Source organism: Vibrio algicola, from assembly GCF_009601765.2.
Taxonomy (GTDB): Bacteria; Pseudomonadota; Gammaproteobacteria; order Enterobacterales; family Vibrionaceae; genus Vibrio; species Vibrio algicola.
Genome location: NZ_CP045699.1, coordinates 171836 through 192273, shown reverse-complemented (window position 1 = coordinate 192273; position 20438 = coordinate 171836). Strand labels below are relative to the sequence as shown.

Annotated in this window: 19 protein-coding genes and 2 pseudogenes; 11 read left to right on the top strand and 10 right to left on the bottom strand. The window is 42.2% G+C overall.

Going from position 1 to position 20438, the window contains the following annotated elements:
* The first annotated feature begins 1 nt into the window (after position 1).
* The 8 genes and pseudogenes from GFB47_RS00870 (at position 2) to GFB47_RS00835 (ending at position 7123) form a co-directional block, all read left to right on the top strand.
* Positions 2–709 carry an SDR family NAD(P)-dependent oxidoreductase gene (locus tag GFB47_RS00870; RefSeq protein WP_153445795.1) on the top strand — a complete coding sequence of 236 codons (708 nt, stop codon included), beginning with the start codon at positions 2–4 and terminating at the stop codon, positions 707–709.
* Positions 709–2067, top strand: coding sequence for an NAD(P)/FAD-dependent oxidoreductase (locus GFB47_RS00865; RefSeq protein ID WP_153445794.1), 1359 nt, complete (start codon positions 709–711; stop codon positions 2065–2067). Before GFB47_RS00870 ends, GFB47_RS00865 begins: the two co-directional genes overlap by 1 nt.
* Positions 2064–2951: a DUF1365 domain-containing protein gene (locus GFB47_RS00860; protein ID WP_153445792.1), complete on the top strand. Its 888-nt coding sequence runs from the start codon at positions 2064–2066 to the stop codon at positions 2949–2951. Before GFB47_RS00865 ends, GFB47_RS00860 begins: the two co-directional genes overlap by 4 nt.
* 73 nt (positions 2952–3024) lie before the next feature.
* Positions 3025–4329 (top strand): SAM-dependent methyltransferase, encoded by a 1305-nt coding sequence (locus tag GFB47_RS00855; protein ID WP_153445790.1) that lies wholly within the window; start codon positions 3025–3027, stop codon positions 4327–4329.
* Complete coding sequence (locus tag GFB47_RS00850) at positions 4304–4924, top strand: DUF2878 domain-containing protein (protein WP_153445788.1); 621 nt, start codon at positions 4304–4306, stop codon at positions 4922–4924. Before GFB47_RS00855 ends, GFB47_RS00850 begins: the two co-directional genes overlap by 26 nt.
* 99 nt (positions 4925–5023) lie before the next feature.
* The gene (locus GFB47_RS00845; protein WP_153445786.1) at positions 5024–5551 is read left to right on the top strand and encodes a chalcone isomerase family protein; all 528 of its coding nucleotides are present in this window, start codon (positions 5024–5026) and stop codon (positions 5549–5551) included.
* Positions 5552–5572: 21 nt separating this feature from the next.
* Positions 5573–6091, top strand: coding sequence for a DUF3833 domain-containing protein (locus GFB47_RS00840; RefSeq protein WP_153445784.1), 519 nt, complete (start codon positions 5573–5575; stop codon positions 6089–6091).
* A 100-nt stretch (positions 6092–6191) separates the two neighbouring features.
* Positions 6192–7123: pseudogene (locus GFB47_RS00835) on the top strand (LysR family transcriptional regulator).
* 90 nt (positions 7124–7213) lie between these two features.
* On the opposite strand, the gene GFB47_RS00830 reads toward GFB47_RS00835, so the two are convergent.
* The 5 genes from GFB47_RS00830 to ftnA form a co-directional block, all read right to left on the bottom strand.
* Positions 7214–8221, bottom strand: a complete 1008-nt coding sequence (locus GFB47_RS00830) for a zinc-binding alcohol dehydrogenase family protein (RefSeq protein ID WP_153445783.1) — start codon at positions 8219–8221, stop codon at positions 7214–7216.
* 161 nt (positions 8222–8382) lie between these two features.
* A complete protein-coding gene (locus GFB47_RS00825; protein WP_153445781.1) occupies positions 8383–9543 on the bottom strand; it encodes an MFS transporter in 1161 nt (386 codons plus the stop codon).
* A 70-nt stretch (positions 9544–9613) separates the two neighbouring features.
* On the bottom strand, positions 9614–10840 hold the full coding sequence (locus GFB47_RS00820) for a BaiN/RdsA family NAD(P)/FAD-dependent oxidoreductase (protein ID WP_153445780.1): 1227 nt from the start codon (positions 10838–10840) through the stop codon (positions 9614–9616).
* A 105-nt stretch (positions 10841–10945) separates the two neighbouring features.
* Positions 10946–11269, bottom strand: a complete 324-nt coding sequence (uspB, locus tag GFB47_RS00815; RefSeq protein ID WP_153445778.1) for a universal stress protein UspB — start codon at positions 11267–11269, stop codon at positions 10946–10948.
* Between the two features lie 95 nt (positions 11270–11364).
* Complete coding sequence (gene ftnA / locus GFB47_RS00810; protein ID WP_153445777.1) at positions 11365–11895, bottom strand: non-heme ferritin; 531 nt, start codon at positions 11893–11895, stop codon at positions 11365–11367.
* Positions 11896–12106: 211 nt separating this feature from the next.
* Between ftnA and GFB47_RS00805 the strand changes: the two genes are divergently transcribed.
* Entirely contained in the window at positions 12107–12532 is a 426-nt protein-coding gene (locus GFB47_RS00805) for a universal stress protein (RefSeq protein ID WP_153445775.1), read from the top strand.
* A 131-nt stretch (positions 12533–12663) separates the two neighbouring features.
* Positions 12664–13521, top strand: coding sequence for a carboxylate/amino acid/amine transporter (locus GFB47_RS00800; protein ID WP_153445773.1), 858 nt, complete (start codon positions 12664–12666; stop codon positions 13519–13521).
* A 93-nt stretch (positions 13522–13614) separates the two neighbouring features.
* On the opposite strand, the pseudogene GFB47_RS00795 reads toward GFB47_RS00800, so the two are convergent.
* Positions 13615–15057, bottom strand: a pseudogene (locus GFB47_RS00795) (tetrathionate reductase subunit TtrA); the annotation flags it as partial.
* Positions 15058–15195: 138 nt separating this feature from the next.
* Here GFB47_RS00795 and GFB47_RS00790 point away from each other — a divergent pair.
* Positions 15196–15600 (top strand): response regulator transcription factor, encoded by a 405-nt coding sequence (locus GFB47_RS00790; protein WP_153445770.1) that lies wholly within the window; start codon positions 15196–15198, stop codon positions 15598–15600.
* Positions 15601–15651: 51 nt separating this feature from the next.
* Here GFB47_RS00790 and GFB47_RS00785 read toward each other — a convergent pair whose 3' ends face one another.
* From GFB47_RS00785 to GFB47_RS00770, 4 genes are all read right to left on the bottom strand, one after another.
* Positions 15652–16374 (bottom strand): hypothetical protein, encoded by a 723-nt coding sequence (locus tag GFB47_RS00785; RefSeq protein WP_153445768.1) that lies wholly within the window; start codon positions 16372–16374, stop codon positions 15652–15654.
* Positions 16375–16565: 191 nt separating this feature from the next.
* Positions 16566–17081: an ATP-dependent zinc protease family protein gene (locus GFB47_RS00780; RefSeq protein WP_153445767.1), complete on the bottom strand. Its 516-nt coding sequence runs from the start codon at positions 17079–17081 to the stop codon at positions 16566–16568.
* 196 nt (positions 17082–17277) lie between these two features.
* A complete protein-coding gene (locus GFB47_RS00775; RefSeq protein ID WP_153445765.1) occupies positions 17278–18060 on the bottom strand; it encodes a class I SAM-dependent methyltransferase in 783 nt (260 codons plus the stop codon).
* Positions 18057–20345, bottom strand: a complete 2289-nt coding sequence (locus tag GFB47_RS00770; protein ID WP_153445764.1) for a putative bifunctional diguanylate cyclase/phosphodiesterase — start codon at positions 20343–20345, stop codon at positions 18057–18059. The genes GFB47_RS00775 and GFB47_RS00770 overlap by 4 nt, the downstream gene beginning before the upstream one ends.
* Positions 20346–20438 lie beyond the last annotated feature (93 nt).

Sequence of the window (20438 nt, the reverse complement as noted above, 5' to 3'; positions counted from 1 at the left end):
TATGAAGGTCATGATAACAGGTGCCACTTCTGGTATTGGCAAAGAACTCGCCATTCGCTACGCAAACCAAGGACATCAAGTGATTGCCTGTGGTCGCAGCGAAGAGAAATTACAACGATTGGCGGATAGCAATTCGTACATTCGCACGCTTTGTTTCGAGTTAACCGATTTTCATCACTACCCACAACTTGAGCACGACATCGATTTACTGATCTTAAATGCCGGTGATTGCTACTACATACAAGATCCGCTTAATTTTAATGCCGAGGCCTTTGAGCGAACCATCAATATCAACTTAATTTCCATTGGCTATGGCTTGCAAGCTTGGTTAAAAAACATCACCCAAGGCGGTCGATTAGTCTTAGTCAGCTCCAGCGCCGCTATTTTGCCCTTACCAAAAGCAGAAGCCTACGGAGCATCAAAAGCTGGGTTGACTTATTTAGCCAAAACCTTAGCGCTAACCTTAAAGCCTCACCATATTTCAGTGTCGGTGGTGCAACCCGGTTTTGTCGATACCCCGCTCACCGAGCGCAATAATTTCCCGATGCCGATGATACTTACCAGCCAAGTGGCCGCGCAGAAAATCATACAAGGGATAAGCAAAGGGAAAGCGGAAATCAATGTGCCATTGAGCTTTGTTTTGATCATGAAGATTTTACGTTGTTTACCTCACTTTATTTGGCGCTACTTAGCGGTAAGGATGACCTAATGAAAAAAATTGCAATTGTAGGCTCTGGCATCTCAGGCTTAACCTGCGCCTATTTACTCGATAATTATCGTTCAGGTGAAAAATTCGATATTACGGTATTTGAAAAAAATGATTATGTTGGAGGCCATACTGCCACCATCGACATCACTCATAATGGTCAAAACCATGCGATAGACACCGGTTTTATTGTGTTTAATGACCGAACTTACCCTAACTTTAACAAGTTACTCGATACACTCGGTGTCAATAAACGTGCCACTGAAATGAGTTTTAGTGTCCACAATCGCACCACTGGATTTGAGTATAACGGCAATAACATTAATTCATTATTTGCCCAGCGTCGTAATCTATTTCGTCCACGTTTTTGGCGTTTGCTGTTAGAGATCATCAAATTTAATAAGCAGTGCAAATCGTTATTTCACCGCGATGCCATTGAAAATAACCAGACCTTAGGTGACTTCTTACACGCCAATTCTTTTTCTGATTTTTTTGCCGAGCATTATATTTTACCTATGGGGGCGGCGATTTGGTCCACCAGCCTAAAAGAGATGAAAGCATTTGAACTGAAATTTTTCATTCAATTTTTCTATCACCATGGCTTACTCAACATTAGCGATCGCCCTCAATGGTATGTGGTTGCAGGCGGTTCAAAATCGTATGTGGATCAGATCCTATCTCGCCTGACCAAACCGGTACTCACTCAAAGTGATATTCAATCCGTGACTCGTCACCAAGATAGCGTGTCGATTGTGCTCAACCCAAGTTCGGCCAATGGCTTGCCACAAACGCAGGTATTTGATGAGGTTATTTTTGCTTGTCACTCAGATCAAGCTCTCGCCTTATTAAGCGATGCCAGCGAAGACGAAAAAGCCGTACTCGGTAATATTCCCTATAGCCGTAATGAAGTGGTTTTGCATACCGATACCGCCTTGCTACCGAAGCGAAAGTTGGCTTGGGCCAGTTGGAATTATTTGCTTGATGGCGATCTGTTAGGCGATGGCGATTTATTGTCAGATGAGCGTAAACCACTCGCTTCAGATATCAATAAAAACAGCAAACCACCACGCCAAGCATGCGTGACTTACAACATGAACATATTGCAAGGCTTTGAAAGCGCTTCAACCTTTTGTGTCACCTTAAATCAAACCGACAGTATTGATGCCAGCAAAATCATTCAAAAGTTTATTTACCATCATCCGGTATTAAATAGCGATAGTGTGGCGGCGCAAAAACAACGTTCGAAAATTTCGGGCAAAAATCACACTCATTTTGTCGGCGCTTATTGGTATAGCGGCTTTCATGAAGATGGGGTGCGCAGCGCGCTCGATGTGACACAACACTTTGGCGTATCACTATGATAACTCAGTCAAACAAACCTACCCATAAGCCAAGCGGCCAGCCTGTTAGCCCCGCGATAAGCCATGTTAGCGACCATAGCGGGATCTATGTCGGCAGCGTTCGCCATCGTCGCTTTGGGGGTATTCCTCATCAATTTAGCTACCAGCTTTATATGTTGGGCATCGATCTGGATGAACTGCATCATCTGACTCAAAAAAGTCGATTATTTGGCACTAAATGGTTCAATCCAATCCGCTTTTGTGAGCAAGATTATTTGAAGCAAGATGAGACTCAAGAAAATGATAAAAATAATCGTTTAAAAAATGATCCAGACTCACTCAAGCAGCGTATTGGTTTGAAACTACAGAGCTTAGGCGCTGATTGGAATAGCAACAATAGAGTCTTGATGTTGGCGCAATGCCGTTGTTTAGGTTTGTATTTTAGCCCAGTAAATTTTTATTTTTGCTACGACCAAGATCAGCAATGCCAATGGATGTTAGCCGAGGTCAGCAACACACCTTGGAAAGAGCGACATTATTATCTAGTCGATCCAAATGCGCCAACGGTGACCAAAAAAGCCTTTCATGTGTCACCTTTTATGACACTCAATATGGATTACCACTGGAGGGTATCGGCACCAGATAGCCATGCCTTAGTGCACATTGAGAACCACAAATTCAATGCCAATAAACAAGATCACAATGGCTTAGAGCAAGATAAAAAAGACAAAGTATTTGATGCAACACTGGCGTTAAAAAAACGAACATTCGATACGCGCCAGTTAGCCAAAACAGTGACGAGCACGCCATCTATCACTTTAAAGATTGTAGTGGGAATTTACTGGCAAGCCTTAAAATTATTGGTTAAACGGGTGCCTTTTGTCGCTCATCCGCACGCCAAATAAAGCAAGCTATACAGAAAAAATAAGTAAAAAAGAGCAGTAAAACAAGAAACCGTTATCAAGAGTCGAGGTTAAAATGGATCATTTAGCAAAGCAAAGTAATGCACTCAATTCTGAAGCCTCATTACGATCAGGATCGTTAAGCGCAAGTTTATCAAACCAAGATCATCAACAGTATCGTCAACTGATCTTTTCGATCTTAACTCATTTAACCGATAGTCAACTGACTATAGTAGAAGGCAAGCATCGCCGTATTTTTGGTGAGGATAATGCGCCGCTTAAAGGTCAAATTACTATCCATGACAGCAGCTTTTTCAAAGACATGATATTTAACGGCAGCATTGGCGCGGCTGAAGCTTACATTGACGCTAAATGGAGCTCTCCCAACCTCACCGCGCTTATTCAAATAATGGCGCGTAACCAAACTCAACTCGATCAAATTGAAAGTAAAACCCGCTGGATAAGCAGTATTAAAAACTGGTGGCTACGCCGTCAAAACCTCAACAGCGAGACCGGATCGAAGCGCAACATTCTTGCCCATTACGATATCGGTAATGAGTTATACCAACGCTTCCTCGATCCATCCATGCTGTATTCATCGGCGATATACAGCCAAGAGACCGCCGATTTAGCCGCCGCGCAGCAATATAAAATGCAGCTAATTTGTCAGCGACTTGAACTGCAACCGACGGATAGCGTGATTGAAATTGGTACGGGTTGGGGCGGGTTAGCGATTTATATGGCGCAACATATCGGTTGCCATGTCACCACGACCACCATATCCGATGCGCAATTTGATTATGCGCAACAGCAAGTCAAACAATGGGGTTTAGAAGATAAGATCACGTTACTCAAACAAGATTATCGCTTATTGGAAGGTCAATATGACAAGCTAGTATCGATTGAAATGATTGAAGCGGTGGGACATGAATACTTACCGACTTTCTTTACTCAATGCTCACAACTGCTAAAACCCAGCGGCAAAATGCTATTGCAGTCGATCACCATTGCCGATAGTCGTTATCATCAGTACCGTCAAAATGTCGATTTTATTCAAAAGTATATTTTCCCGGGTGGTTGCCTCCCTTCGATTGCCGAAATGAGCAAACACATCGCCACCAGTACCGATATGGTGGTGGACGAAATTCAAGATATTGGCTTGCATTACGCCAGAACGCTTAACGACTGGAACCAAGCCTTTCAATCAAGTTGGAGTGAATTGGAGCAACTCGGTTATAAGCAAGAATTCAAACGTTTATGGCAATTCTACCTTTGCTATTGCGAAGGAGCATTTATGGAGCGGGTGATCAGCACTCATCATGTCATGGCAAGAAAACCGCGTTATATGAGTCCGAATGATGCGTCGATTTTGGATTATTAATCTCGCGCTGTTCCAGCTGAGTTGGTTCTGTGCGGCTTTTTATACCGAACAGGCCACTTATTGGATGATCGCTATTTTGTTGCTGCACTTTGGCTTGTCACCAACCAAGCTGGCCGATGCCAAAGTGTTAGTGCTACTGGCTCCTGCCTTAATGGTCGATAGTATTCATCTTGCCATTGGCACTTTCTCTGCCAGCGCCACTTTTTCCAGCCAATATATTTATTTTCCACCTTGGTTAGGACTATTGTGGGCAATGTTGTTAGTCAGCTTTAACCACAGCCTACATTGGCTCACCAATAAACCTTTATGGCTCGCCTATATCTTAGGGGCAATTTCAGGAACCAGCAGTTATTTAGCCGGAATAGAAGCCGGTGCGATGCAAGCAACATGGGATTATCCATGGTTAATTACCGTATTAGCATTGTCGTGGGCCATTTTATTACCGCTACTGGTGGTGTGCTATCGCATGCTTAACCCATTGCATTCAGCTTCCGCTGAAAAATATATTTTAAAGCATAAAGTAGCCGCACTTAATCCTAAAAATCGGCGCAAAAAAGCCCTCAATAAACAGACAATCAATCATAAAGTGCCATAGCGTAGGCTGTGCCAAGTACGGATCTGTGGCTTTTTTTGCGCATTCCAATTGCTCAAATATTGAATCGAATGGATATAAGGAAAAGATAAAGGAGTGGTTATGTTTAAATTATGTTTATCATTGATATTACTTAGCTTTTCCGTTTCAGCTCACAGCGATGAGGGGTTGAATCTCGCTCAATTACACAAATTGGGCCAAGGCAAGATGCAGTATCTGTTTTGGGATTTATACCAAGCTGAATTATTTGCCAGCCATCGCAATGTTGATCAATCCGATACCAAAGCATTACGCCTAACTTACCTTAAATCCATCTCAAAAAATGACTTACTGGAAGCGACTCAAGATCAATGGCAGCGGCTAGGGATCACCTCCAATCAGACCGACGTTTGGCTCGCTGAATTAGATAAAATTTGGCCCAACGTCAGCTCTGGCAATCAATTAACCTTATTGGTTAACCCACAAGGTGTGAGTGCATTTTATTTTGCCAGCCATGCGACTCACTCAGTAAAAGCAATGGGTTCGATTAAAGACGTCGATTTTGGGCCCGCCTTTTTGAGTATTTGGTTATCCCCCAAAACATCCGAACCCAAACTGCGCCAACAATTATTAGGATCACAGCCCCAATAAACGCAATCGAGAGGAACTCACATGAAACTGATCATAGTATTTCTTACCTTGCTGCTCACCGGATGCAGCCCAAATAGCTTAGAGCAATACGCCAATACCACGCCGGAGTTGAAACTCGAACAATTCTTTGACGGTAAACTCAAAGCCTACGGCATGGTGCTGGATCGCTCCGGCAATGTGACTCGACGCTTTAACGTGGATTTGATCGGTTCATGGAAAGGCAACCAAGGCGAGCTCAAAGAATGGTTTGAATTTGATGATGGTGAGAAATCGACTCGGGTGTGGTATTTAGAAAAATTATCCGACAATCAATACCAAGGTCATGCCAGCGATGTGATCGGCACCGCGACCGGCACCACCAGCGGATCGGCCTTGTATTGGAAATATGACATGAACATAGAATCGCAAGGCACCACCTATCAACTTACCTTAGATGATTGGATGCACCTTATCGATGAAAAGCGCTTATTCAATAAAACCGACATGACCAAATTTGGCTTTCGAGTCGGCAGTTTAATCCTTTATATTGAGAAGCGGTAAGAGCAGTCATTCCAATTGAGTTAAGCCCATAACCTAGCCGTGATTGCACTCCCAATAACCTTATAGATATAATCGATTGATTACGCAATAAGGAGTTCTTATGTCGATTGTTACTCAGCTGTCTCTATTTATAGATGTGGTACAACAGAATTCATTTTCAAAAGCCGCTGCATTGCATGAAATGGACAACTCCTCATTATCGAAACAAATCAAGAAACTAGAGACTAGTCTTGGCGTTCCACTCGCTCCTTTTCGCTTACCCCTGTCGGTGAAGAAATATTAAAAAAAGCCACCCAGTTAAAAGTGACATTAGATGAGATCCAAACCATCGCCAATACTCATCAATTCGAGCCGAAAGGCAAACTGCGGATCACCGCGCCGATCTTCTGGGGACAAGAGTATTTACAGCCAGTTATTTCTAAATTTATGGCGCAATACCCACAAGTCGAAATCTCATTAATACTGGCGGATAAGCAAACGGACATCATCACCGACCATTTTGATTTGGCGTTTAGAGTGGGAAAATTGAATGAGTCTAATTTAATTGCTAAGAAAATAGCACCGACTCAATTTGCGATTATTGCATCCGAACTTTTTATCCAAAAGCATGGCACACCCACCACGCCAGATGAATTAATTAAACTGCCCGCCGTTATTTTCACCAATGGCGATACGGTGTTAGATAAATTACGCATCAGTAAAACGCCACATAAGAGTGATTGGGAAAATTACAAAATGCAGGGTAACTATAAAGTCAGTGATGTACGCACCTTAATGGCAGCGGTCAAAGATGGGATAGGTTACAGTTTGATTGATTTATTTAATCTTGAGCAGCCGATTACCGAATCTCGGCTATTTCCGTTACTGACCGAGCACCGACTGTCGACTATGGATACCGGTATTTATGTGGTCTACCCGCATCGACAACAACCGATATTAGTCCGAGAATTTATTACTTCGGTACAACATCATATCGGCGCGCCTCCGTTTTGGAGCAACCACATTCCTAATTACTCTCAGTTGTATCGTTAATTAAACCAACTCAACACATTGATTTAATTAACCTATATTTCAACTACAATTGAGAGCATTCTTTCATGCCAGATGGTTCTGTCTTGCTCGTTAAAACCCTTCGAGGACGATTTTCCCTTTTGCAGTTTGAGTCTCTAATAACTGATGTGCTTGTCGTAGATTTTGAGCATTTATTTTGCCCATATGCTTACCTAGCGTCGTTCTCAGCAGTCCTTTATCAATCATATTCGCGGTTATATTCAATAACTGATGCTGAGACTGCATATCCTCTGTTTGATAAAGAGAGCGAGTAAACATCATCTCCCAATGCACAGAAATACTTTTCTTTTTAAACAACATGATATCGAGTGTTTCAGGATCATCGATCAGTGCAAACTGGCCCTGAGGTTTGAGTACTTTTTCAATTTCAACTAAATGTTGAGTGGTATTATTTAAGCCCACCACATAATCAACCTCCCCCAATTGCTGAGCGGTAAATTCTTCACTTAATAGGTTGGTGTGGTTTATCACATGATCGGCACCTAGATCTTCTAACCATGCCACGGTTTCTGGGCGAGAAGCGGAAGCAATAACCGTCAGATCGGTTAAGTTTTTAATCAACTGAACCATGATAGAGCCGACACCACCGGCCGCACCAATCACCAAAATACTCTTATTAGAATTGGTTTTGTCGACCTTCAAGCGGTCAAATAGCATTTCCCATGCGGTAATGGTTGTCAGTGGTAACGCCGCCGCTTCCGCAAAAGATAAGGAGCTTGGCATCTGACCCACAATGCGCTCATCGACAAGTTGAAATTGAGCGTTGCTGCCAGAACGACTAATATCACCGGCATACCACACTTTATCACCAGGCTTAAATAGAGTGACATTCTCACCAACAGACTTAACAATACCTGTCGCATCAAAGCCTAATATTTTGTGTTCATTTTCAGGTGCAGGCATATTCTGGCGAAGTTTAAAATCGATAGGATTAACCGATACAGCCTTCACTTCTACTAAAATATCGCGCCCTGTTGCAGATGGTATGGCAACGTCAATATCTTGTAATGACAGTTCGTTTGTTGATGCTAGGTTTTGTTGGTAACCGCTCGCTTTCATCGGATTTTCCTTTGCACTTTATTCTGAATGTTTGATGGGCTAATTATGACAAAATAGTCATCGTGGATAAAGAGTCAAAGGATCCAATCATTATGGACAGATCTATCCATAATGAGATTTAAGCCGGTGATAACATCAATCGCTAAAACGATCTCGGATCATTATTTGATTTTTTTGACCAAACCCATCGCCAATACAATCAACACCAAATACATCGCCATTAATGGGATGCCGCTGTCTAGCGGTAACGAAGATGCAAGCAGGGAAATAAGCGCAGTGCACAACCAACAAACCGAAAATACCAACGCATTGGCAATACCTGCAATATGACTAAAAGGCCCTAATGCATGGCCAAGATAAAGCGGAAATAACATCCCCAGCGAAAAGATAATCAAACCAATTGGGGCGATAAAGGCGTATATATTTAACCCAAATTCAAATTGATAACCAATACCGAGCAACACTGCCAATAATGACAAACCTAGCGATACCACGGTTTTACGCATTGCGGTGATATGAAATAAGAAGTGGTTGGTGATATTACCGATTAACCAACAGCCGCCTAAAGCCAATGCCAGATAACCATAAAATACAGGGCTATAGCCTAAGGTTTCTTGGATAAGAAATGACGATACGGTATTGAAAGTGGGCAGAATGCTGTAAAAAATACCGCATGCTAACGCAATATATTGGAAGTTTTTATTCAATAAAATATCGCTAAGATTCGCTTTCATGGTGCTTAAATGTAACGGCTCACGATTAAGGTGCGTTTCTTCAAAAAATAACCATAACAACACACAACCAATACTGACCCAGACCGCTAAAAAGATAAACACCATCTGCCAACCAAATAGGGTTTCAATATAACCTCCGACAAAAGGCGATAAAGTTATCCCCATCGCAAACGAAATCGTCAACCAGTTTATTGCTTTTAGATAAGCATCACCGTGAAATAAATCTTTTACGACCGCTCGTCCACCAACACAAACAAACGAAACTGACAGCCCTTGCAATAAGCGCAAACCGATCACTGCTTGCATCGAGCTCATCATCATCGTCAGCATCAAACTCACGACCAATACCATGCCACCAATCAGCATCGGCTTTTTACGGCCATAAGCATCCACCACAAATCCGGCAATCAACTGCCCCAAACCAAAGCCAAGCATCGCGGCCGTAAATGCCCATTGGGTCATGGTTTCACTCGCCCCTAATGCCGATCGCATTGAAGGCAAGGAAGGAACAATGATATCCACCATGATCCCACCAAAGGCGACCAGCATATACATAAGAAGAGGAATGAAGCCTTTATTGTTTATCATTGAAATACCTAGATTTTATGTTGTTATCGTCTCCATTCCTTAGAGTCGTTTTCTATCGTTCTAAAAAAGACTACACCCACTGCCCTGCTACAAAACCACTGCTCCATGCCCATTGGAAGTTGTAACCGCCTAGCCAGCCGCTGACATCCATCACTTCGCCGATAAAATACAGGCCTTGGATATCGTTACATTGCATGGTTTTAGACGACAAATGCTTGGTATCAACGCCTCCTAAAGTTACTTCTGCGGTGCGGTAACCTTCGGTGCCATTGGGCAACACTTGCCATTGCTCAAGTTGATCGACCACGGCTTGAATTTCTTTTGGATTAAACTGCTTTAATGGTTTATCAGTGAGTAATTTACGATCGATAAACACTTCAATCACACGCTTAGGCAGAACTTTGGCAAGGGTGTTTTTTAAGCTTTGGTTGGGGTGTTTTTCTCGTGAGTGAGTCAGCAATGCTAGTACATCATCATTGGGAACCAGATTGATACTGACAGTTTGTCCTGCGCGCCAAAATGAAGATATTTGCAGCACTGAAGGACCGGATAACCCACGATGAGTAAATAGCAGCGCTTCTTTAAACAAGGTGCCATCTTGGGCGGTGATCTCAGCGGGTACCGCAATGCCGGATAACTCGGAAAACGCTTCTTTTTCTTCTTTATGCAGAGTAAAAGGGACTAAACCGGCACTGGTTGGCACGACCGATAATCCAAACTGCTCAGCCAGTTGATAGCCAAATGGGGTCGCGCCCAGTTTGGGCATTGAAAGGCCACCGGTAGCCACCACTAATGACTCACAAGTGATCTCGCCAGTGTGCTCTTTGCTACTCGAAATAGAATGGAATGAAAAGCCGTTTTCTGTCTTTTTGATGTCTTGAATATCACAACGATACCATTGAGAGACATGGGAAAAATCGCACTCTTTAAGCAACATATTAACGATATTTTTCGCCGGATTTTTATCCTCAGCATTAGCCGATAAACAAAACAGCTGCCCGTGATCGCGCTCTTCAAATTCAATCTCATATTTAGAGATTAAGCTAATGAAATCCCAATTGGTGTATTGCGATAAAGCCGATTTTACAAAGTGAGGATTTTGGCAGACAAAGTTATTGGCACTGACATCGTAATTGGTAAAGTTACAGCGACCACCACCAGAGATCAAAATTTTACGCCCTGGCTTTTTGGCATTATCGATCACTAAGGTTTTGCGTCCACGCTTACCAGCTTCGGCAGCGCACATTAACCCTGCCGCACCCGCACCAATGATCACAACATCAAAATGATTACTCATAACTTTATCTACCGCACAAAAAAAAGATGCGCGATTTTAGCACATCCTTTAATAAATAGATGAGGTAAAGCATTTATGACAATGCGAGTTTGGTTTATTTATTCACTAGGCAATAAATGCCATCAATAACGTTAAACCGAGTAAGCCGGCCGATAACATAAACAAATCACGCACCTTACCGCACTTGGAGATAAAAACTGGCTCGTGGTGGTGTTGATAATCACGGTTTTTTAAGTAGTGAAATAAGCGCACTTGTTTGGACATATTACCATTGGTGTGGAAAAAACCGCGCCCATCGACTTGCTGGTACAGCAGTGGGTGTGCTTCTCGCATGATAAAAATAAGTGAGCGTAGTGCAGTTAGGTATCGCACCATATTGATAGCGGTTACGAGCGTAAACGCAATAAGTAAAGTATCAGCACTGATCATCCTTTCCTCCAAACACCTTCTAGTGGGGCGGAAGAAAAGATAATCAGTATCTTTTTTTCTAGCTCAAGCTTAGTAACACTTAATATCAGTGAAACTTAAACTGGATTCGAGCTTGCCATCACTGAAGATGATCCTTGTTTTGCCAACTCAGCCAGATCTTTATCGATAAAGAAAAGCGCTTTGCCATCTTCCCCGACGAGTTCTAACTTGTCCAAAACACCTTTGAATAGTTTTTCTTCTTCGTGCTGCTCAGCAACATACCACTGCAAGAAATTAAAGGTGGAGTAGTCTTGGCAAGTAAACGCCATATGAGCGAGTTTGTTGATGCGTTCTGTGATCATTTGCTCATGCTGGTAGGTTTCTCGGAACACCTCACCAAGGCTAGCAAACTCATGTTTAGGGGCATCAATCGCGCCTAAAATCGGCAATCCACCGGTTTCGCTAACATAAGTAAACAAGCGTTGCATGTGTTCCATTTCTTCTGTTGCATGAGCGCGTAAAAATTCAGCCGCACCTTCAAAGCCCTTGTCTTCACACCAAGCACTCATTTGTAAGTATAGATTGGATGAGAAAAATTCCAGATTTATTTGATCATTTAAATTATCGATCATCGCTTTTGATAGCATATTCAACTCCTGTTTGAACCAATATTTAATTTACTGCATGCCTTCACTATACCATGCTGTAGGAATGCTGCTGTGATAAACGCTCTTTTTTACAAGACGCAATGATGTGAAGCGACAAGTGTTTTTTTTAATTTTTCAGGCGTAACATAAAACCATACCAAGTAAGGCATATACTTAAGCCAATACTATAATTTTTTCCGGAGAGTGCTCTATGACTTACAAACATATTCTTGTGGCAGTGGATTTATCTGAAGACAGTGAAATTTTAGTAAAAAAAGCAGCGGGACTGGCATGCGCACTTAATGCCAATTTATCTCTGGTGCATATTGATGTGAACTTTACCGACATGTACACCGGCTTTATGGAAATCAACTTTGCTGAAACCCAAAATGCGATGCTCGAGGCGGCGCAAGGGAAGATCCAAAAACTGGTACAAACGGTGGATTATCCGGTCAGCGAAATCATCGTTTCTAGTGGTGATTTATGCAATGAGATCCGCAATACGATCCAAGAAATCAATATCGATTTGGTGTTATGTGGTCATCACAAAGATTTCTGGAGTAAGATCTTGTCTACCTCTCGACAAATGCTTAACGACTCCCCTGTCGATATGCTGATCGTGCCATTAGATGATTAATTCATTTTCGAGATAAAAACTAGTTTTGAAATAAAAACCAATTTCGAAATAAAAACATAATGAGATTAAGCTGCTTTTATTGTCACTTAAGGTAAACTTGCCATCCTTATTTTGGTTTACAGGGATACATTATGGTTTACCTTTCTGCGGTCACGCTATTGTGGGCGTTCTCTTTTAGCTTGATCGGCGTTTACCTTGCCGGTCAAGTTGATGCTTGGTTTTCGGTGTGGATGCGTATCGCTCTGGCCGGCTTAGTGTTTTTACCTTTCTTAAAATTCAAAGGCATTCCCCGTGTGCTGATCGCTAAATTAATGGCAATTGGCGGCATTCAGCTGGGGTTAATGTACTGCTTTTATTATCAATCTTTCTTATTACTTTCCGTGCCTGAAGTATTGCTGTTTACCGTTTTCACGCCGATTTATGTCACCTTGCTTTATGATTTTCTTAAAGGGCAATTTTCACCATGGTATTTAGTCACCGCCGCCATTGCCGTGGTGGGCGCGGTGATCATTAAATTTGCAGGGGTAAATGAGAATTTCTTCACGGGTTTTTTAGTGGTGCAAGCGGCCAACTTATGTTTTGCCATCGGTCAGGTTGGCTATAAATTTGTGATGGAAAAAGAAAGCATTAAACCGCCACAACATACGGTGTTTGGTTATTTTTATATTGGCGCGTTTATCGTGGCTAGCATCGCGTTTTTATTAATGGGAAATATGGCTAAACTGCCGACCACAAACCTGCAATGGGGGATATTAATTTACCTTGGTTTGATTGCGTCTGGCTTAGGCTATTTTATGTGGAATAAAGGCGCATGTATGGTTAATGCAGGCGCGTTAGCGGTAATGAATAATGCCTTGGTGCCCGCGGGACTGGTGGTGAATATTTTGATTTGGAATCGCGATGTCGACTTTATTCGCTTATTGATTGGCGGCGCAGTGATCTTATTGTCTTTGTGGGTCAATGAGACTTGGGTTAAACGAAAAGCGTAACCAGTAAATTATGGCTTGCTACCTCGATAAGCCAAAATAAAAAAACGGACATTCGTGTAAATGTCCGTTTTTTTAGGTTTAGACTGAGTCTAATAACGGATTTCCCATGTGATTGATCCAAGCCTTTAATCGATATGGATAGCCATCCATTGCCGCAGTGAGATGCTCGGTTAATAATGGCGTAGAGATCGGGTACCAAGGCGCACGAGTCGGATACGGCGATTGTCCAGCTGCCACTTTGTTTTTGTATTCGGTGGTTTTCTCATACGGAAATTTACTACGCGATAAAAACACGCCTTTGGGTGCGACTTTCCCTTTAAATTGAGTGAAATCGTAACGAGGGCCGGCACCCGACGTTGGCCAACCGCCCGCTTTGGCCATCATGCCGCCTTTCTTGTTAATGTTCCCGACCATGGCATTAAGCATTAAAATGGTATAGCCGTTATAAAAACCATTGGCGTGCATATTATGCTCAAACGCCCTGTGCTTTAATTTTTGTAATGATGAAGCCACACTCAAGTGACCAAGTTTGGTATCCAAGGTTTGCTCGACCAATAAACGCGCCGGTTGCGCCAGAGTATTGGCAACCAATTCCCCTGTTGCTTGATTGACTACCACATAAGGATCGCTGTCTGAACGAGCTTCCCCATTAAATGGCAAACCAATATCCGAGGCTCGCAGCATAGACCCTTCACGAGCATGGCCCGCTTGGGTGATCACAAGATGAGTGGCATTACACCAGTGCGCATTTCCTGCCGCTTGCATTGCTTCATGACTCGCTTGGGCAAGGTAATCTTTATTATAGCGATCGTGGGTAAACATCCACTGCATCATAGCAAACACCAATGCCGAATCGCTGGCAGGTTTAATTGGTACCCAATGATTGTTATGACCTGCGGCTAAGCTTGAAGTCATCGGCAATACTGGGGTGACAACCGCATAGTCAAAATTATCACGGGTGCGGGCTTTCGCTAATTGACGAGCTTGACGCTTAAAAGGATTACCCGATTGAGCTGGCGCAGTGCCAATAAATAGTGCGAATTCCACATGCTCATAATCGGGTTTTAAGTTTAAGAATTTATCCAGATCATTGAGGAATGCCCCAGAAGCGGCGCGAAATACATAGCCACAATATGAGCCATGGTTAGCAAAGTTACGGGTACCAAAGCTATTAAAAGCAAAACGTTTTAAAATATCATCACGCCCTTCGTTGGTGGAGTTTGTCACCAATAATTGGTTGGCTAATGGGCCATACTCCGGATTTTTAACATCTAACGGGGTATTGAGATCGCGGATCGCTTTCAAGCCATCAACATGCCCTTCACCAAACAGATCACCGCCTTCGACCACTTCTTTGACTAATTGCTTAAAGCTGATCGGTTGCCACTTACCTTCGCCACGTTTGCCAACCCGCTTTAATGGTTGAGTCACACGATACGGGCTATTTTGCACATCCATCATGGCATTGCCACGCGCACATGCGGTTGAACGTCCATCAATCCCCGCTTCTCCTGTGGGGGTTAGGTTTGTCGATTTGCCATGACATTATTGAACAACATCATGGCGATTTTCATCTGCATCCCGGCCAAATACAGAATCAAAAACAAACCCCATTTGGCTGTGAAGCGCGTATTTTATTACCCTTACAAGCGTTAAACCTTAAGTAGGTACACCATGCTAGATTTACCGATTTATATTGTTGATGACGATGATTCTGTGCGCGACTCATTGGCCTTCTTATTACAGGAGCTGGATTACCAAATTTATACCTTTAGTGATGGTGCGCAGTTTCTTCAACAGGCAAAAATAGCGCAACCAGGCTGCGTATTATTAGACAGTCGCATGCCAATCATGCGTGGTCAGCAAGCATTGCAAACTTGCCATATTCAACACGCTTTTGATTCACTCACCGAGCGAGAGAAAGAGATTTTAAGATTAATTGTTCAAGGTATGAAAAATCAACAAATTGCCGATGATTTATGTATTGCGGTCAGAACCGTTGAAGTACACCGTTCGAGTTTGATGAAAAAATTTGAGACTAAAAGTATCACAGAATTGGTGATGCAGTATTCAAAATGAACGCTTTAAACCAGCATAAATGTAAAAAAACTCGTAATATCTAAACGCCGATTAATGCAGCACTTTTAATTGAGAAACTCGCTCTTTATTCTCAGTATTTAGCCCAGAGACAGCGCTCAATGCAGAGAGTGGCCAATCTAACTCGTACTGCGCCAGTTTTTGTTTCATTTGCGCTTGTTGCTTATTCAGCTTAGCTTGTTGTTTAAGCAGTTTGCGCTCTTGTTTGAGTACCTTGTGGTGTTTATCTGCTAATTCGCTTTGTTTTTCCAGCAACTTTTTCCGCATTTTTTGCTGTTTTTTCTCCGCCTTTTCCTGCTTGTGTTGCAGCTTCAACACTTGTTTTATCAAATCAAGATCAGGGGTTTTGGTTTGAGATGGAGATGGAGATGGAGATGGATAAATGGGTTCGACCAAATGCACACCATGCTTTAACGGCGTCTCTTTAATCGACGCTTCACGTTGAGCTTTTAACGCCTTCGCTTTTTCGACCGCTTGAGCCGATCGATTAACTTGAGGAAGGTGATCTTGTTGAGGGTTAACTTGGATCGGATCTTGCGAGGTTAACTCTGAGGTGTGAGCAGAAGTTAGATCGAAAACTTGATCAGTGAGTTCGGTTAGTGCGACAGGTTGACACAAAGCATTTTTTTGACTGGATGAACGCGCGCAAGCACCACAGAAAAACTGAGGTTCAGCGATCAATTCAGCCATATTACTCGCCGCGATATCTTGGCGTGTGTACTTACATAATGTCTTTTTTGCTGGAGAATTTGCCATCAACCACACACCTATAAAGTGAAATGACATCATTTACTCTAGCCTGTGAATGCTTTGTTTCATCTTCCCTTCGATCTATAAATCATTTGATTCTTGAGTCTTAGGTGAAGATTGTCACGGCCAAAGTAAATAACAACTATTCTTATTTATAGGGTTTTTAGCATTTAAATGCAAGTGATAATTACTATCAATTACTTGAGGAGGTATTTTTGCTCAACATCCACCAAGGCCACTTTAGTTAAAAAAGAACGACCTAATAAAATGGCATTAACCATGTGGTCGCGATCCACTAAGTTAAATGGTGTAGTGTAAGTTTTATCACCTAACTTAATGTTTAATTCAATGATCGGACGACGTGAAGTTTTAGTACTAGAAGACTGCTTAATATGCACCCAACGCACCACTGGCAAGGTAATGGTTTCACTTTCTTGGTCTTTCACTTTAATTTTAAACGACACCATATCTTTGCCATCTTTTTCAAAATCTTTAATCTCAGTGGCGTTAATCGATGAGGTGGTGGCACCGGTATCGACCTTGGCGATGGTCTTTTGATTGCTATTTAGCACCGTCACCCATTCCTTTTGGCCTACAATGATCTTATTACCAAAAGTGGTGCACGCTTGATTGGATCCAGCGGCTGAATCGGCGGCCAGTACTGTCATAGGAGTGAATAATAACATCGCTAATAATAGTGTTATCTTTTTCATTGGATCCCTTTTCACATGGTTAGAGCTACTATATTGATGGAAGTTAATGTAACCACCTTATATCGCAGCTTTGTCATAAGATAGACAATAAGTTTAGACCGAAGGTAACAGGATGTGTTCCATTTAATTTTTACTGGCATAAAAAACGAGCCACTCAGCTCGTTCTTATATTAGGGATTGTTAGAGAGGCGTGATGTTATGACTTCATTGCCGCTTGCACATACACATCAAAGCGATTTTTTTTGGTTTCAATCGCCATGCTAGGTTTTTCTCCATCAAGCCAATCAGCATAATCTGGCCGCTTTACCACCACACGTTTGGTGGCTAAAGCCAATGCCGGTTTAAGCAAAGCATCGGCGTCATTATCTGCGCCAACTAAAGATTGAAATACTCGCATCTCTTTTTTCACTAATGCCGATTTTTTTTTGTTTTCAGGGTGTGGATACATAGGATCAAGATACACCACATCCGGTTGAATAAAGCCGTCTTGCTGCATTAATTGCTCGAGTGCATCGTGACTCGAAGCATGCAATAAACTCATGCGTTCACTCACCCAAACGCCAATTTCTGGATCTTGCTTGGCGCGTGATAATCCATCATCTAATAATGCCGCAACAACCGGATTACGCTCGACCATTTGTACTTTACAACCTAATGATGCAAGCACAAACGCATCACGCCCTAGCCCTGCTGTGCCATCTAAAATGGTAGGGTTTTTTCCTTTATTCAGCCCTGCCGCTTTGGCAATCGCTTGCCCCTTACCACCACCAAATTTACGGCGATGTGAGGCCGCACCTCCGGCTAAATCCACATAAATTGCACCTAACTTAGGTTCATCTAATTTACGCAATTCAACTCGCTCATCGGTCAATACCAATGCAAATACCGAGTCGGCTTGGTGGGTTAACTGCCAACGTTGAGCTAACGCTTGCAATTCGGCTTCTCGACCAAGCGCTTCACAGCATAAGGCTAATTTCATTGTTGCTTACCTTGTTCTTCAAGCCATTGATCCACAAGCCTTGGCAGCGGAATAGGAGCACAAAAGAAATAACCTTGCGCATAATCGACCCCAAGATCGACCAATAAATCGAGTATTTGTTGGTTTTCGACAAATTCGGCCACAGTTTGCATGCCCATTTGCTTGGCTAATGAGTTCATGGCACGAACTAGTACATAATCTTTGGAGTCATTATGCATATCTCGAACAAAACAGCCATCAATTTTAACAATATCGAGCGGTAAGGTTTTTAAATAAGCAAAAGAAGATAAGCCCGAACCAAAATCATCCAAAGCAATCAAACAACCTAGCTGTTTTAGACGTGTAAACAAATCGGTAGCCACTTGCATATTGGCCACCGCAGCGGTTTCAGTGATCTCAATACACAATTTTTCTCTTGGAATAGTGGTATTTTCGAGTAGATCGGTTAAGAACATAATAAAGTCATTGTCACCCATCGATTGCCCCGATAAGTTAATTGAACAACGGCCTAAATGCTTAACAATATTAGGTCTGGCTTCAAACCAAGCTAATGTTTTTTTGAATACTTCACGATCAATTAAATGGGCTAAGTTATAGCGTTCAATCGCGGGCATAAAGATCGCGGGCGACATTAAAATATTGTCTTTATCACGCAAACGCACCAAGATTTCAAAGTGCATTTTCCCACTAGCATTGGGACTGATATCTTTGATTTGTTGCGCGTAAAGATCGACACGGTCATTGGCGATCGCATCATAAACTTGGTTTACACACTCCATTTCCATTTCACGGCGGCGGAAGTTTTCATCATCGGCGCGGTATAAGTGAGCGCGATTACGACCCTCTTCTTTGGCTAAATTACAGGCGGTATCGGCTTGTGCATGCACCATCTGATGAGACGTGACGGTATGATCAATCACTCGAATACCAATCGAGGTACTGATATTTATATGGATACCTTGCCAGCTAAATTCGCTTTGATTAAACGATTTTAAAATTTGATCTGCAAAACCTAATAATTCGTCTTGTTCACAATCTCTGATCAGTAGAGCGAATTCGTCACCACTGATCCTTGCCACCACCGAACGCTCTGTCGTCAACCCTGATAGCAAGTTACCGCAATGCATTAATACGGCATCTCCCGCTTCATGCCCAACCGTATCATTAACAAGTTTAAACTGGTCTAAATCTAGATACAGCATGGCATGCGAGCGAATTTTTCCTTTTACTTCTTGTAGCGCAATCAGCAACTCTTGTTCGAAGTGATTACGATTATACAATCCTGTTAATCCATCGTGATGAGCTTGATATTCTAATTTCTCAGCTAATAAGTGCGCATCTGAAATATCTTCACCTACGATTAATAATTGACCGGTCTCCAATACTTGGCGAATATTTTCACGGATCCAAATAATGCGCTTATCCGGCGTGACATATTTAACTTCTCGGCGCCAAACTAATGCCTTGCTATGTCGTGGTTGGGAGAGCATTTGACGCGGGGTAAATTCGTTTTTATCGGCATAATAAAGCTCAAGTTTCTGACCTAGCATGTCACTAATGTCATAATCGAGCAGTTGTTTGGTAAAGGCATTGACCGCTTGAATGCGGTTATGCTCATCAAGAGTGACCATCATTACCGGTTGCAGCTCGTAATAATTTCTTAATTTACTTTCATTTTCGATAAGGCGACGCTCGGTAGTATTACGCGCGGTCACATCTTGGGCTTCAAATAAGTATTGCGCTTTACCATCAAGTAAACTTGGTAGCCGTTTTAAAGTAATATCCAACACACAAGGTCCAATATTACTGTGCATAATCTCCGCTTCAAAACGCACTAAACCTTTATCTTGAACGGTAGAGAAAGCGCGTTCAACTTCTAAACGAGTCGCATCTGACCAACCACTATACATCCAAATCGGACGACTATGATCAAAAGTAGGTGCATAGATAAGCTCCAACAGCGTTTGGTTACTTGAAGCTAAAGCACCACTGGCATTCAATAACCCCATAAATTGGTGACTTTGGTCGTAAATAGTTTCCAATAGGTATTGATTTTGACGTGACAGAGCATCACTTAAACGAATTCGTTTTAAGTGCTTGAGTAAAAATAAAATAATACTGCCAAATATTAGGCTTAAAGTAATAAATACCAATATTTCACTTTCATAATCTTGTACAGTTAAAACATTATATTGAGACGCTATTGCCTCTTTCGCTTGACTCGCTAGAGAAAAAGGCAAGATAAACAAGATGATAAAGTAACGTAGCTTAGACAAAATCGACAAAGGTAATCAATCCAAAGTAGTGGTCATGTTAATATTATGACCAGAGCTGAAAGCATGAGTAATTTGAAAGTGTTTAATGCAGTAAAAAGGGAC

Excerpts from the sequence above, each read along its gene's own strand:
- GFB47_RS00870 (WP_153445795.1), top strand. The coding sequence starts at position 2 with ATGAAGGTCATGATAACAGGTGCCACTTCTGGTATTGGCAAAGAACTC.
- GFB47_RS00865 (WP_153445794.1), top strand. The coding sequence starts at position 709 with ATGAAAAAAATTGCAATTGTAGGCTCTGGCATCTCAGGCTTAACCTGC.
- GFB47_RS00860 (WP_153445792.1), top strand. The coding sequence starts at position 2,064 with ATGATAACTCAGTCAAACAAACCTACCCATAAGCCAAGCGGCCAGCCT.
- GFB47_RS00855 (WP_153445790.1), top strand. The coding sequence starts at position 3,025 with ATGGATCATTTAGCAAAGCAAAGTAATGCACTCAATTCTGAAGCCTCA.
- GFB47_RS00850 (WP_153445788.1), top strand. The coding sequence starts at position 4,304 with ATGATGCGTCGATTTTGGATTATTAATCTCGCGCTGTTCCAGCTGAGT.
- GFB47_RS00845 (WP_153445786.1), top strand. The coding sequence starts at position 5,024 with ATGTTTAAATTATGTTTATCATTGATATTACTTAGCTTTTCCGTTTCA.
- GFB47_RS00840 (WP_153445784.1), top strand. The coding sequence starts at position 5,573 with ATGAAACTGATCATAGTATTTCTTACCTTGCTGCTCACCGGATGCAGC.
- GFB47_RS00830 (WP_153445783.1), bottom strand. The coding sequence starts at position 8,221 with ATGAAAGCGAGCGGTTACCAACAAAACCTAGCATCAACAAACGAACTG.
- GFB47_RS00825 (WP_153445781.1), bottom strand. The coding sequence starts at position 9,543 with ATGATAAACAATAAAGGCTTCATTCCTCTTCTTATGTATATGCTGGTC.
- GFB47_RS00820 (WP_153445780.1), bottom strand. The coding sequence starts at position 10,840 with ATGAGTAATCATTTTGATGTTGTGATCATTGGTGCGGGTGCGGCAGGG.
- uspB (WP_153445778.1), bottom strand. The coding sequence starts at position 11,269 with ATGATCAGTGCTGATACTTTACTTATTGCGTTTACGCTCGTAACCGCT.
- ftnA (WP_153445777.1), bottom strand. The coding sequence starts at position 11,895 with ATGCTATCAAAAGCGATGATCGATAATTTAAATGATCAAATAAATCTG.
- GFB47_RS00805 (WP_153445775.1), top strand. The coding sequence starts at position 12,107 with ATGACTTACAAACATATTCTTGTGGCAGTGGATTTATCTGAAGACAGT.
- GFB47_RS00800 (WP_153445773.1), top strand. The coding sequence starts at position 12,664 with ATGGTTTACCTTTCTGCGGTCACGCTATTGTGGGCGTTCTCTTTTAGC.
- GFB47_RS00790 (WP_153445770.1), top strand. The coding sequence starts at position 15,196 with ATGCTAGATTTACCGATTTATATTGTTGATGACGATGATTCTGTGCGC.
- GFB47_RS00785 (WP_153445768.1), bottom strand. The coding sequence starts at position 16,374 with ATGGCAAATTCTCCAGCAAAAAAGACATTATGTAAGTACACACGCCAA.
- GFB47_RS00780 (WP_153445767.1), bottom strand. The coding sequence starts at position 17,081 with ATGAAAAAGATAACACTATTATTAGCGATGTTATTATTCACTCCTATG.
- GFB47_RS00775 (WP_153445765.1), bottom strand. The coding sequence starts at position 18,060 with ATGAAATTAGCCTTATGCTGTGAAGCGCTTGGTCGAGAAGCCGAATTG.